This is a genomic window from Candidatus Zixiibacteriota bacterium, assembly GCA_019038695.1.
Classification (GTDB): Bacteria; Zixibacteria; MSB-5A5; order GN15; family FEB-12; genus B120-G9.
Window position 1 is genome coordinate 24,908 of record JAHOYZ010000055.1, and the last position, 14,471, is coordinate 39,378.

General features: G+C 51.1%; 10 protein-coding genes. 4 read left to right on the forward strand and 6 right to left on the reverse strand.

Annotated features, from left to right (window positions below; genetic code table 11):
* Positions 1 to 39: 39 nt before the first annotated feature.
* From KOO62_13580 to KOO62_13590, 3 genes are all read right to left on the reverse strand, one after another.
* Positions 40 to 1,278 (reverse strand): serpin family protein, encoded by a 1,239-nt coding sequence (locus tag KOO62_13580; protein ID MBU8935012.1) that lies wholly within the window; start codon positions 1,276 to 1,278, stop codon positions 40 to 42.
* Between the two features lie 72 nt (positions 1,279 to 1,350).
* Positions 1,351 to 4,224: a thrombospondin type 3 repeat-containing protein gene (locus tag KOO62_13585; protein MBU8935013.1), complete on the reverse strand. Its 2,874-nt coding sequence runs from the start codon at positions 4,222 to 4,224 to the stop codon at positions 1,351 to 1,353.
* Positions 4,225 to 4,402: 178 nt separating this feature from the next.
* Positions 4,403 to 5,941, reverse strand: coding sequence for an SGNH/GDSL hydrolase family protein (locus KOO62_13590; GenBank protein ID MBU8935014.1), 1,539 nt, complete (start codon positions 5,939 to 5,941; stop codon positions 4,403 to 4,405).
* Positions 5,942 to 6,064: 123 nt separating this feature from the next.
* On the opposite strand from KOO62_13590, the gene KOO62_13595 reads away from it, so the two are divergent.
* The 3 genes from KOO62_13595 to KOO62_13605 all read left to right on the forward strand — a co-directional run bounded on the left by KOO62_13595 (position 6,065) and on the right by KOO62_13605 (position 8,629).
* Positions 6,065 to 6,814 (forward strand): hypothetical protein, encoded by a 750-nt coding sequence (locus KOO62_13595; protein MBU8935015.1) that lies wholly within the window; start codon positions 6,065 to 6,067, stop codon positions 6,812 to 6,814.
* 83 nt (positions 6,815 to 6,897) lie between these two features.
* Complete coding sequence (locus tag KOO62_13600; GenBank protein ID MBU8935016.1) at positions 6,898 to 7,695, forward strand: hypothetical protein; 798 nt, start codon at positions 6,898 to 6,900, stop codon at positions 7,693 to 7,695.
* A gap of 181 nt (positions 7,696 to 7,876) precedes the next feature.
* Positions 7,877 to 8,629 (forward strand): hypothetical protein, encoded by a 753-nt coding sequence (locus KOO62_13605; protein ID MBU8935017.1) that lies wholly within the window; start codon positions 7,877 to 7,879, stop codon positions 8,627 to 8,629.
* A 142-nt stretch (positions 8,630 to 8,771) separates the two neighbouring features.
* Here the strand turns inward: KOO62_13605 and KOO62_13610 are convergent, their stop codons facing one another.
* Complete coding sequence (locus KOO62_13610) at positions 8,772 to 9,197, reverse strand: YbaN family protein (protein MBU8935018.1); 426 nt, start codon at positions 9,195 to 9,197, stop codon at positions 8,772 to 8,774.
* 257 nt (positions 9,198 to 9,454) lie between these two features.
* Here KOO62_13610 and KOO62_13615 point away from each other — a divergent pair, with 257 nt between their 5' ends.
* The gene (locus KOO62_13615; protein ID MBU8935019.1) at positions 9,455 to 10,402 is read left to right on the forward strand and encodes a sulfite exporter TauE/SafE family protein; all 948 of its coding nucleotides are present in this window, start codon (positions 9,455 to 9,457) and stop codon (positions 10,400 to 10,402) included.
* A 68-nt stretch (positions 10,403 to 10,470) separates the two neighbouring features.
* Here KOO62_13615 and KOO62_13620 read toward each other — a convergent pair whose 3' ends face one another.
* Positions 10,471 to 12,729 (reverse strand): VCBS repeat-containing protein, encoded by a 2,259-nt coding sequence (locus KOO62_13620; protein MBU8935020.1) that lies wholly within the window; start codon positions 12,727 to 12,729, stop codon positions 10,471 to 10,473.
* Between the two features lie 117 nt (positions 12,730 to 12,846).
* A complete protein-coding gene (locus KOO62_13625; GenBank protein MBU8935021.1) occupies positions 12,847 to 14,208 on the reverse strand; it encodes a thrombospondin type 3 repeat-containing protein in 1,362 nt (453 codons plus the stop codon).
* Positions 14,209 to 14,471: the final 263 nt, after the last annotated feature.

Sequence of the window (14,471 nt, forward strand, 5' to 3'; positions counted from 1 at the left end):
TCCGGCAGTAGGATGAGGCGCCTTTGGTTGGGCCCTCTATCAATTTGGATGAGTCACACGCCCGACGAAAAGAAGAGTTCCCGAATGGCGCTCGTAAATAGCAAAAAGAAACGGCCGGTCGATCCGCATTACGAAATTGTCCGGAGGTTCACTTGTAGTCCCAATCCCTATTGCTGTCACCGCTGCCGCCTCGGTACCTTCCTCATCGACTCTGATATACACTTTGTGTATTACTTGCGTGATATACAACTCAATCTGCTCTGAGATGTTGCTGAAATCAGCTTGACTAGGATCAAACGCCTCAACCATACCAAGGACCGAGAGAGCATTGTTGAGCAGGAAGCCGACCTCGAGTTCGAACTTCGGTAAATAGAGCATACCCTCTCGTTGGCCGACCGCACCTTGCCAGTGATCCCAGCTATTTGATGTCATCTCGTACAAAGCGGAATCCACATGGACGCCAGGCCTGGGTAGAATGACCATCATACTAAACAACTCCCGGCCGTAGGACAGATCCACTACCTGGACAAGATCGCTCTCATAATAGGGGAGTTCTTCGTTGATCATCATTAGCTGACAAGAAGTTACGCTACCCGTCGGACCATAGAACGGTTGGCCGGTAGTCAGCTCCGGGTTAAACGGTCTGGTCCAGTCTCCCTTGAAATACAGTGCGTTAATGAGAAACAGCAGCGTCAGGGGATCAATCGGTGGGTCGATTATCTGCTCAATAAGGCCATTGGTATTGTCGCTGACCCACTGATTCATGATGCCGGCCGAGGAAGGGTTGCTGAAGTCGAGCGAAGTTACGTCAGCATTGAGGTATTGTTGATTGGTTTCAATGAATGGTTGTCTGACCTGAAACCCTTCGCGTAACCAGATGGAGTTCGCGATCGTCATGGTGACATCATTGTCGAGACCAGTCAGGAGACTGATGAGACCTTGAAAAGCCTCGTTCACTTCCAGTGGTGAGAGTCCATCAAGAGCAATCGTTGACTGTATCGCTTCCCGCGTCGTACCGTCAGCGCCATTATAAGCCATAGCAAGAGCCATAGCCACTGACACGGGCGAGACCACAACGTTGGTGTCGGGATTCTCTGCTGCCACCTGGGAGAAGAAATCTAAACCGAAATTCTCACCTGACTGGACCACCTGTTGTTCAGCGGCGGTCAACGCTCGAGGTGGTTCGGGATCGGGCGGTGCTGTAGAGTGTGAGCAGGAGCAATACAACACGCCCACTATAGCCAGAACCAAAACGACTACGAACTTCCACTTGTTCATATTCACTTTCCTTATGTCCAACTCTTGCATCCTATTATAACTATGTAACGCCGGCGGTTACATAGTGTCAAACTAACATTCGGATGGTGCAGGACCACCCGTGAACAGGTATGCCACCAGATATGTTAAGTCGGCTATATTGATCTCGTCATTACCGTCAACGTCACTTTCTTCTATGCACGGTGGTTCTGCACCTCCGGTGAATAGATAGGCTACTATGTAGGTCAGATCAGCAATGTTGATTTCATCGGGTAATTCGTAGTTGACATTGCCGCGGATTGGGGGAACACAGCAACCTTCACAGACATCACCAATACCGTCGCTGTCGGCATCCTCCTGACCGGGGTTGAAATCATCGGGACAATTGTCACATACATCTCCGACACCGTCGCTATCACCATCTAACTGATCGGAATTCGTATCTTCCGGGCAATTGTCGCAGGCATCACCGAAGCCGTCAGTATCCTGGTCAAGTTGAAGAGGGTCATGGTGGTCCGGGCAGATATCGCAGACGTTTCCAAGACCGTCATTATCCGTGTCCGCTTGGGACACATTTGAAAGGTCGGGGCAATTATCACAGGCGTCGTTGATGCCGTCAGTGTCGGTATCCGATACGTCTGGACAGTCAAGAATAGTCTTGAACATCGACCGACCATGCGTTCCGGCTACGAGTGTACGAGTACGACTGTCGAAAGCCAAATCATGAACCGGAACGATCGGCATACCGGTGCCAAGTGGTGACCAGGTCTGCCCAAGATTCTCGGTGTAGGATACGCCGTGGTCAGTGCCTATATACAGCGTTGATTCAGCGTGCGGATCGACAATTACGTCACTAATGGGAGCATCGGGCAAGTTACCCTGAATGTCCACCCATGCTTGACCATAGTTTGTAGAACGATGAATATGTGGGTAATATTCCCCGGCTGAGTAGCCCGAGTGCGTGACATATACTGTTCCCGCATTATAGGGATCCGCCGTTACACGGGTTATATATCGATCCGGCAGGGTGCCGGTAATGTCTTGCCAATCATCGCCACCGTTGGTGGTTACCCAGACGTTAGCGTCATCGGTACCGACATAGATCACCTGATTATTGGTAGATGCGACGTCAATGGTAGTAATAGTACCAAATACGAGATTGCCGGGATCGTCGCCATCGGTTAGATCATTGCTAATGGGATTCCAGTAGTCGCCCTGGTTTGTGGTCTTGTACAGCCGGTGTGAACCGTAGTAAAGAACATTGTGATTGGAAGGATCCATGACAAAGGGAGTGTTCCAGTTGTGGCGGTCACCGTAATAGTCAATGCCGTCCATGACGCTGTAGAAACTTGAGCCGCCATTGGTCGAGCGCCGGACCCATCCCCACTGATATTCGGCAAAGATGACGTCCGGGTTTTGGTGATCGACGACGACATAGAATCCATCGCCGCCGTTTATCCGTTGCCAGTCATTAACGTTGCCGGTGAGAGTGCGTAACGTTCCGTTGTCCTGGGTACCGCCGTAGAGTCTTTGTGGGTTGTTACGATCAATAGTAATGGCATAGAATTGCGTGTTGGCCATATCAACAAGTTGACTCCAGTTCGAGCCGAAGTTAGCAGAATGGTTGACGCCGCCATCGCAGCCGGAATAGAGCTGATCATATTGAGTAGGATGAATGTAGAGGGCGTGGTGATCGACGTGCGATTCGTTAGTAATATCGATCCAGCTGTTGCCGCCGTCATCTGATCGGTGGGGGTAAACTCCCAGCGCGTAAACAATACTGGGAATGTTGGGTGTTACTCTGATCTGACCGAAATACCACCCAAATCCGCCCAACATGCCTTCCAACGCGCCGTCGTTAGTCTGTGACCAGTTGTCTCCGAGATCGTTACTTTTCCAAACGCCCATAATATTGCCGGGATGATTGCAGATCATGGTGTACACCGTGCCATATGCAGGATCAACGGTCACACCGATACGGCCGAGTGTGTCCGACTGTGGCGGCAAGCCGTTAGACTGCAACGCCCACGTGTCACCATAGTCGGTCGATCGATACAATCCACTTGTCAGGCCGCCCACTCTGCGTACGGCCGCGTTGCGAAAACGATGCCACATGGCTGCGAACACGGTTCCGGTAGTATGATCATAGGCAATGTCTATGCAGGAGGTCGTGTCACTGACAAACAGTTTCTGCACCCAGCTGCCTCCTCCGTCGGTCGAACGATAAACGCCGCGACTGGAGTTGGTTCCGAACAGCTTGCCGGCCGCCGCCACGAATACGGTCTCGGGACGATCCGGATCAATTACGATACGCCCGATATGGAAGACATCGCTCAGACCCGAGTAGTCCCAGGTCAAACCGGCATTAGTACTCTTATAGATACCGGTACCTTCGTAAGAGTCACCGGAACTGTTGGCTTCGCCTGTTCCAGCGTAGATGATGTCGGGATTGTCAGGATGAATGGCGATGGCTCCCATTGATTGCACGCCGACGCTATCGAATATCGCTGTCCAACTTACGCCGTAGTCGCTTGATTTGTAAATACCCCCGGCTGCGGATGCGGCATACACGACGTTCATCTCATCGGGATGAACCGCGATGTCGGTGATACGCCCCGGTATGTTGCTCGGTCCTGCCTGCGACCAGGTAGCTGCTCGCTGGCTTTTCTGTGCCGATACAGCGATCAATTCACGTGCATCCGAGAGGGCAGTCAGACGGGCCTCCACGGGGACCTCTGTTGAGGGATACGCTCGCTGGACATAGAACCAGTCGTTAGGGCGCTTTTGAACCTTAGGAATCTTGCCGTTGTTGTGCTCAGCATAGTGGGCGATTTTCTCATAGTCGGGCAACGGGTTGACGATTGCGTTAGCTTCGTCCAACGAAGTAGAATTGATGCCCAGCCAAAGCGCACCGCTGATTAACAGAGCTGTTGATGTCAGTGCAGTAACTACAGTCTTGAATTGCATATCTGGTCTCCAATTGCGGCCACACATTGGCCTTAGGGATGTAATTCTTGATGTCGGCTTCGGGTTGGCTTCGCATTACCCCGCGGCGATTAGTATAGCGTCTATCCGAGTTGTTCTGCCAACCACACGAGCAATATAGATATGACTCAATACTCAGACAAGGATTGGTTCGGTGTTTCTACTTGATCCTTGCCTCTATTACTGGCAGCAATTCCTCGGCTATCAAGAGATGTCCTTGGGGTGTCGGGTGGCAGTGGTCGATGAATAGCTTCTCACCCCCGTTGGCGGTAAACAGTCCGGGCAGATCAATGACTGTTACCACATCGTCATCCGACATTGCGTCAATCATCTGTGTGTAGTCACGTTTGATTCTCAGTGAGAAGAAATCAGCCTGAAGGGCGGAGTCGAGGTAGATCCATGGTAGCGAAGTGTCCTTGTGAGGCAGCGAAGGGGTCTGTCCCTCGGAAATCGCGTTGATACCAATGTTGAAAAGTATCGCCGAACCTGCCGCTGCGACAGCCTTGCTAATGTCGCCGGAATGTTCACTCAAATACACATCCCGAGCGGAATGAAGCACACTGTCGGCAACATCATATTGTTCCATGCGCCACCGGGAAACGCCCAGGTTGTTCAGATATAGCGGTGCCGGAGACTCGGTCCGGATACGATGTGTCCAATAATCGACAGCATCGGATGGATCAAGGCCGTCATTGAATGCAGATGCGTAGACAGCTTTGGTGAACAAATCCCCATCGCTGTACAATGTTCGGAACAAAGTCGTGTCGAGACAGTACTTGAGCTCACGTCCGAGGATACGGATCATCTCCGGCGGAAGAATCAGCTCACCGTCATCGCCGGTAGTATGTGCAAACGTCTTGAACTGCAATCCAGCCGGCCAAAGGAGGGGGACGGGCGGTTTGAGGATTATCAGTTCGCAATCGTGTTGTCGACAACCATCGGCCAGCCTGCCAAGATTTTCACCGAACTCTTCCGGTGAGACACGTACAACTAACTCCGAATCGGTCGTCTTTGACCGGGGACGAATGCTCTGGATAACACTTCTCAGAGTGCGATAGGTTGCCAGATGATTCAGCGTTCGCCGCAAGCCCCTCAATGACTGCCGGTCCAGCAGCGTCCGATCTGAGAAATACCCAGAAATCGAAGCGTCGTTATTACCACAGTAGAGGAGCACCAGGTCAGGCTCGTAGTCCCAGCCTTCGAGGTTCATAAAACGCACAATCTGTTCACTGGTGTATCCGGAAACCGCAGCGTTGATCATTTCGATCCGCACTTCAGGCGGAGTTTTCATAGACAGGCGTCGCTTGAGAATTTCGGCAAATGTGGCAGCTCGGGAACTCAAACCAAGACCGACCGGTGATGAATCCCCCAGCAGGAGAATACGGTAAGTGTTGTCCGGTTTGTCGGTTACTACTTCATCACCGATAAAGCCACGCGAGTTTGTTTTGATAAGGCGATTGTTGAGGTTGGGTTTGAACCGCCATAGTAGATTCGGGTCACTTTCATGCCAATCAAAATGTGAGCGAAAAAAAGTAGTCTGCCATCCTGACTCCATTGGGGCTTCTCTGGTTACCGTCGAGAACATCCGCTCCACGAGATAACAACCTCCTTCGATCAATCCCAGAAAAACGAGAATCAGGATTGTTGCGAACATCCATTTGCGTCGTACAGAATACGGTATGTTATGTTCCATAGTCATATCAGACCAAGAATAGCTGCCTGCGGGTCGAAAGTCAAAGATGATACGGCAGTGATACTGCAAACTTGACAATTTCCTGCCCTCATGCGTCATTAGACTACTCTTATGAACGGGGAGAGGACTATGAAGATTAGACAAGGGTTGATTGTTTTCAGTATAGCTGTTCTATTTACTGTGTACAGTGCTTGGTCTGACGATACGCCGATGCCAAACGTTCCTGAACATTACTCTTTACAGACGGCGGAGGAGGCTGTTGACCTGGCCCTGAAATACACGGGGTTTGACAAGCAACCCGGCTATGACCGAGCGACGAGCATTGCAGGGGTGCGGTTGGGGACAGTACGGGATAGCACTACACCATTTCTCAGTGATAGCATAGATGGCCGGACGGCGTGGGTGATAGAATTCAAGGATGTTGTCTTTGAGCTTGGTCCTGAAGGTGGGAAGAAAGTGCTAACGGCTCCCTTCACATTTAGAGTGAACATGGACGCAGAGACAGGCCGTTTTCTTGGCGCGCGCTTTACATCGATCGATGACGAATCAGCATCAAAGCTCCAGCCGTCGGCCGACAACGCCTCCAGGGAACTCGAAATGTATGACTTGGCGAAGTATCACGGCATTCCGGGAAGTTGTCCTTCCAGAAGCATGGCGGAAGCATTGAGTACGTGGAAACACGCGGCACCTGGAAGCGCGAGACTCATAGTTATACACTACGTCCAATACACCCGTGGCTCTTCTGGCGACGACGAACCTTGTCCTGCCTGGGCAGTGAATCTGTACGGCCTTGGAGGGGGGACAGCCGGAAAGCGCTGGGCAATGAATGCGGAAACGGGCGAGTTTCTCTGGGTTGTGAACTGGCGGCCGGATAATTAAATGGCTGACCAGTGTCACGCGCGTGACTTGACACATTGCATCCCCTGAGCGTTGTTGTCTTAGACGAACGTTAGGAGGAAATCGTGAAAAGGCTGCAAGGACTCTTTGTGACTGTCGTTGTCATATGCTTGTGCGCTGCATTTGCAGCGGCCGACGATACACTCACGCCGGACGTCCCGGAGCACTATGCGTTACAGACGGCAGATGAGGCAATTGACCTGACACTCAAATACACCGGCTTTGAAAAGTGCCCTGGCTACGACCGGGCTACTACTATCAGAGATGTGCGACTGGAGACGGTAAACGATACTGCGACACAGTTTCTTCGTGATAACATAAATGGTCGAGAGGCGTGGATAATTGAATTTAAGGACGTTGTTCTCAAGTTAGAACTGGCCGGTTATGGAGAGTCCCAAACACTTCCAATGCTATTCCGAATAGTTATTGATGCAGAGACAGGTTGCCTCCTCTGGGCACAAACCAATCCGGGCAAGCAGGCCACGAATGGTGCTGATTGTGGTTTCGGACAGCCAGTGATTCCTGAGTTTCAGGAGTTCTCTGGCGAAAGTAACCACGGTTTGCCGACGGAGCTTCCATTCCAGAGTCTTGCTGAGGTATTGGGAACTTGGAGACGTACAATTCCTGAGGCATCGACCCCAATCGTTGTGAACTACCTGATGTACACTAGACCGGGTTCAGTCTGCGACACCGTACCCTGTCCAGTATGGGTCAAATACCATTACAAGGCGGGAGGAACTCTGATACGCGAGGTTGTGCATGCTATGACAGGTGAGATGCTGTACAATGTCACATGTAGGCCCTCATCGGAACATGAAGGTCTTCCAGACCTCAGACAGATGGACCTGAAGGGGAGTGATTAAACGCCCACTTTGTTTCAGTGGGCGGTAGACGCCCTCGTCTACCCCATGAGTGACTTGACATCATATGTGTGGATGTTATCTCGGACTGAACCCACAGCAAGCTGTGGAGCACCGATGGAGATTTGGGACGTGAACCCGTTGCCGTAAGTTTGTGACTTAACAAATATGGAAGGTGGACGTCGTGAGAAATATGTATGGTTCTTTAGTGATCATTATGGTCGTTATGACCGCAGCAACATCACTCATTGCACAGGAAACTGACGGTCGGGAAGTGGCTGATTCCGCTCAGGCGCTGGAGCTGGCATTGGCCTACACAGGTTTTGAGGAATATCCGGATTTCGACCTTAAGGATGCTCTGAGTCGGGTGGAAGAGGTGAAGTTCTGTGATTCTACAATGCCATTTCTTGCCGACAGCCTCGACGGGCTGCCCGCATGGGAAGTTGAGTTTCACGATATCATTTTGTATAGGTCGGCTTCGAGTCCAGGTTTGGGCAAGAAACACCCCAAAAAAGTCACCGTATCGCTTGATAGAAAAACCGGCAAGCTGCTACGTATGACTGTTATAGAGATGGGTTTGCCTCGCGGCAGTCTCTATCCGAAGGTAGATTCTAAGACTGCAGAATCCAGACTGCAGTCGGTCAGTCTGCAGAGATTCCACGGATTGCCGTCAGAGCGACCAAAGGTGTCTCTTGCACGGGCCTTAAATAATGTGCGTGGAGGTAGTCCGCTCCTGTCCAAAGAAATCGTGGTCTACTATGTGTTGGAGTCTCGGCTTGAGAAAGAACCGTGGCAAGTGTGGGACATACACCTGTATCACGTTCCACCTCGACCGGACCGTCCAGAATTCCGTACTTCGATAAGGAGCAGAGATCACTACAGATGTGTGATTGATGCCGTAACGGGAAAATTGCTCTGGGGAAATAATGTGCCTTAGCCTGGCATGCGTCGTTAGATTACTCTGATGAGCGGGGGAAAGGATTATGAAGATTCGATAAGGGTTGCTGGCTGCTCTCAGCCCGGTGCCCCATAGCTTGGGATTCTTCAACAAAACCCTTGCTATGGGATTTGTGAACTTGTCAGTTAGGTAGGTCGAAACTGTCTTCAGTTTCAACAGGTTTTGCTGGTTCCGCCAGCCTTACTGACTGTGCCATCATCTCCGCCGTTAGTGTTTTCAAATGCAATAGGTGTACAGTAACGCCGACCGCAACGATCCCTAAAAATCCACGAAGCCACCACGAAGATGCCACATATGTTGCGGAGTAGCCAATGACCAGCCACAGACTCGCCAATGAGATGGTTTTTGCCTGGAGGGTAATAGCCTTGTGTTCACGATAATTCCTGATGTACGCCCCCAGCCATTTGTGATTGATCAACCATTGGTAGTAGCTGTCGGATCCGCGAATAAAACAGGCGGCGGCCAGAAGCAAAAACGGAGTGGTGGGTAGCAACGGTACGAATACACCCACGGCTCCCAGCCCGACTGAGACAAATCCGGCGGTCATCAAAAACCATTTGGGCAGCGATGTCTTTTTCAATGCTTATCTCCCGAGCCGTCCATCAATCGATCCGTTCTGTTCATCACTCACTTTCAATATTGACTATACTTCCAACCGCCCTATCATGGGGTAAGTCGCTCCATTTGGCAAGCTCGGACTTCACTTTCGGTCAGTCGATAGACGATTAATGTTGCGTCGAACCGAATCGATCGGCTATCATTCGATATGATTACAGTTCCCAATAAAAGAATGCCTCAGACATGATAGAGCTCCCGATCAGTGGAGTCGAGACATATTGGTGGCTGCCATCGCTGGTGGCGTTTCTTATCTCCTGTATGACCGTGACCGCTGGAATATCCGGCGCATTCCTGTTGTTGCCATTCCAGATGAGCGTGCTGGGTTACACTGCGCCCGGAGTCAGTTCGACCAATCTTTTCTACAACATCGTTAGCATTCCGTCCGGTGTCTATCGCTACTCACGCGAGAAACGGATGATCTGGCCGCTGGCCTGGGCAATTGTAATCGGGATTGTACCCGGCATGTTTCTCGGAGCGTTGATTCGGGTTCACTGGTTGCCAGATCCCGTTCATTTCAAACCATTCGCCGGATTGGTGCTGGGCGTGATTGGCATTCGGCTGCTGCTCGATGTGATAAAGGGGAGTCGGGTAAAAGTGGCATCTTCGGGTGGTAATAACAGTTTGAAGGGGCAGACGAGGGCGTCTGCCGCCCACGAGAACGACAAAGGTTCAACCGAAGCAACCGATGTGCGATTTATTCTCTCCAAAATCAGCTATCGGTTTCGGGGGGAATCGTTTTCAGTCAATACGCCCGGACTAATTCTGTTGAGCCTGGTCGTCGGTATTGCTGGCGGAGCTTATGGTATTGGCGGGGGAGCGGTGGTCGCGCCGTTTCTGGTGGCGATGATTGGACTGCCGATATACACCATCGCTGGAGCAACGCTATTTAGTACACTCGTAGGCTCCATCGGCGGGGTCGTGTCCTACTATGCGATAAGCCTTGCTTCGACGGGAGCTTCAGGTCCGGCTTCTCCCGACTGGCTACTTGGGGGGTTGTTGGGAGTGGGGGGGATGGCCGGAATGTATGTCGGTGCACGTTTGCAGCGTTATCTCCCGGCGCGACTCATCAAAAGCGTACTAACTGTTTGCTTACTTGCCATCGCCACGAAGTACATCGCGGTGTTGTTTGGTTAAGTGTTGATATTGTCGAAACTGAAGCCAGTTTTGACCTACGCCATTGACTAACTACCGCTCAATATTGTTCACCAACCCTGCGGCTCACAATCCGGGGCTGGTCCGCCAGTGAAAAGATATGCTACTAGATGGGTCAGGTCTGTTACGATCACACCATCGCCATTTCCGTCCATGTCCGCCACTAATTCCACCGCTGGAAATGGTCCCCCAAGGAACATGTAGGCCACAAGAAATGTCAGGTCCTCAATATTCGGGCCAGCCAGGTCGAGGTTGACATCACCACATTTCCATATACTAACCGATCCTATAGGAGCCTGTGGTTCATACGATAGATAGACGGCATCACACTCAAGAATATTCGAGCTGTAAGAAGCGATAGTGATATCAGACGTCTCCATTTCGCTCGTTGTCTGAAGAACCAGGTTGAGTACCGGGCCGGTCCCCGGTTCGAGGGGCATGTTGGAACTACCAGAGTTGGCAGTCAGAGTAACAGTCAATCGCATGCCCCAGGGGTCTTCATGGGATATTTGCACCAAGTCGAAATAGTCCGTTCGGCAGTCATCAGTATTGATACCTACAAACGACAGATCAGCATCCCCAGCGTAGCTGATCGGTAATACGAAGCTCTTAAGCGGTTGCGTATTGGTAAGGATTATCGGGATAGTGATGGTCTTGTTCATGATCGCATTTACATACGGAGTGCCGACTGTGTCCGCCAGAACTACAATCATCTTGCGTTGAGTACGATTATGCGGTCCATCAGAAAGCTCATTCTGCAAGGCTACATCAAACGCTCCGCCAATGTAGTACGTATGCGCTGGGTTTGGTAGCGTGGAATTACCGCCGTCACCAAATTGCCAGTATTGATCGGATGCTCCACTCGAATTATCGGAGAAGGTCACGGTCAAGGGTGCCCAGCCATCAGTGACATCAGCATCGAAATCAACATCCGGCGTATTAGTGTTGGCGTAGGCGTAGTTGTAGGTATCCCAATTTGATATGGCGAGGTCACATTTATTGGAGAAACGATAATAGATCACAATTTGCGACGACGGCGCAGATCCCAGTGATACCCAACCGGCAACCAGGTCGTAGCAGTAGTCGGTTAGATCAAGGACCGAGCCATCAACCGTAACCGAATCAACTTCCTGAAGCGGATGGCGCGTAGTGTAGAACACTTTGTGTCCGCCAGAGTGAGAGATCGTGTCGGCATATTGTTCTTCGCCGTCACCGTCGATGTCGATCCAGGCCATCGTTTCGGCGACGGTACTGTTATCCGCTCGCCACACGGGGGTTAGTGTGAAAGTTGTCCCAAGATTTTCATATATGCGAGGACGGTCGAACCATCTTCCCGCCGCAAGGTCATCGTCACCGTCGTTGTCATAATCATACATGGCCAGCGCAGAACCGTAACCACCAGTCGATGACTGCCAACCGGGACTACTGTTGATCGACCCGGTGCCATCATTGAAATAGGCTCGAAACTGACCACCACCACCGAGTTGGTTGTTAAACGCTACTACAATGTCGAGCCAGCTATCGCCATTTACATCGCCAACGATAACCGTGTTGGCCGGTTCCGGGTTGTCACACTGCCAGGAAGGGGAAGTCGGCATGGTCCCGGCGTTATTGTAGTATGCTGTTGCCCCGATGTCGTCCCCGCAGAATACAATGTCAAGATCACCGTCGTTATCCAGATCACCAAAGTACACATCCATAGCCATCGTTGTTGATGAAGATGTCCAGCCGGGATAGGCGTCGAGGCCACCGTTATTGAAATAGATTTGATCTGTCTGGTAGACACTATTGTAGGCATCACCAGTGGCCAGAGCGAAGTCCAAATCGCCATCACCGTCCACATCACCCATGGCGCATGAGAAGGAATTAATCGCCGTTCCGCCATGCCAGTCCGCCACGCAACTTGGCAGTCCGTTCGTATTATAGTAACCATCCGGCCTATTGAGCGTCCCAAATCCTCCCTGGCCAAGGTAGTCAGCGACCACAAGGTCTGGGCGTCCATTGTCGTCAAAATCACCAACAGCACAATGGCCGCTGTAGTCGGCGTTATCCGAGTGCCAGGTCGGAGATGAGGGAAGAACGCCTCGTTGATTGATGTATATCGTGTTTCTGGCTAGAACGATATCGTTTCCGTTTGAGAAAAAAACATCAATCAGCCCGTCACTGTTACAGTCACGCCAGATCATACCGGTGCTGTAATTTCCTGAATTACCCGACTGCCAGAAAGGTGAAGGCTCAATTGGTTGCGCATCAACCGCTATTGGTAATACAGTTATGATCGCAACGAGAATACAGATGGAGCCACGCATACTTGTCCTCCAAGCGTTCGAAGTGATGTCGTCGATTTGAATATCGACGATGGTTCGTCTACTTCATGGACGAGCCACTATTGTGTTCTGTGCAGCCCGGAGCCTGGTTCTGACTCGTCAGGGGCACGGCTCAGGAGGAGGGCCACCGGTAAACAGGTAATTTACAAGGTAAGTAAGGTCAGCGATGTTGATTTCACCGTCAGCATTCACATCCGTCTCCAGCAACGACGGTGGGGGAGGACCACCGACGAATAAATAGGCGACCAGGTAGGTAAGGTCTGCAATATTTATCTCGTCGTTCTGGATGCCGTCAATGTTGCCGCGTATCCCAACACAGGAAGTCACTACCTCACACGAATCCCCAACGCCGTCAAAATCACTGTCTTCCTGCAGTGGATTGTACACAGTTGGGCAGTTGTCGTCACTGGCGCAGAAACCGTCGTTGTCGTTGTCGTTGAGTGGATCGTCGGGGCACGCATCGCAGGCGTCCCCGATACCATCAGTATCAGCATCGTCCTGAGACGGGTTGGAGATATCGGGGCAGTTGTCACAGGCATCTCCGATTGTATCCCCGTCGGTATCGGTCTGGACGTAATTGCCGACCGTCAAACAATTATCGCATGAGTCGCCAATATTGTCACTATCGATGTCGGCTTGGTCAGGATTTATAATCTCAATGCAATTATCGCACATATCACCCACGCCGTCCGCATCGGTATCCAACTGGTCTATATTGGGGACATCGGGACAGTTATCTTCCCACGAGCACAATTCGTCGCCATCGGAATCGTCACAGCAGTTCATAGAGTGTGTCTCGCCATTGACCCAGTAGAATGGATAGCCGGGGTTGTCCACCCAATATGCATAAGACCCGTACCATTCCGAACAGCAAATCCAGTAGAAAATGTCACAGGTGTCGGGCGCGGTGTTGACATCGAACACAACAGATGGCAATCTGGCAGAATCAGGTTCAGTATATTCAATGCCGAGGAAAAACGGACCCTCCAGGCAACAGGGCTCCGGGAAGACAATTGTCCCCACATCCGGAAATCCAAACGTGGTCTCGTCGCATACAGCCGACACGCGACACAACTCATCACCGGGGCCATAACATGAATCTCCGGGCACAGCCAGATCAAAAACAACAATGTCTATTTCCACCGGCCAAACGAAACCGCCTGCTGAGGAGCCATACAGAATGAGATCCACTGTAGAGATTTCAAAGGGGTAAGTAGGAGTGCCGCATTCTGCCGGCTCATGGTATGAAACAATCCGATCCCCCTGTACCCATCCGGATGAAAAGCCGTACAATGTGTCCTGATCAACATGCCGATAGAGAGTGCACTCAGCCCGATCCTGGCTGTGCTGGATTGTTGTCTTGTCAATTACGAACTCGGGTGTTTTTCTGGTAATGTTCGATCCAAGGGCAGTAGGTACAATCCACGCCAGTACTAGCACAATCAATAGGGTTCGACGCATGACTTCCTCCTTAGATATGAACACATTCCATATGCTGCTCTGGTCTGTCGTTTATTCATTTTGCAGCCAGCTAACGGCCGTATAATTTTCGGCGATTGGTTCTCTATGATATATAGCAAATGAGAACCTGCTTGTCAAGAATGTGCAACTGGCATCGAGTCAGAAGCACGAAACGTCATTCACCCCTGGGTCAGAGAAGGAATATCAAAATATCATCATCTGATCAATTCACACTACTCAGTGGCAGATCGGAGGTGGTCCTC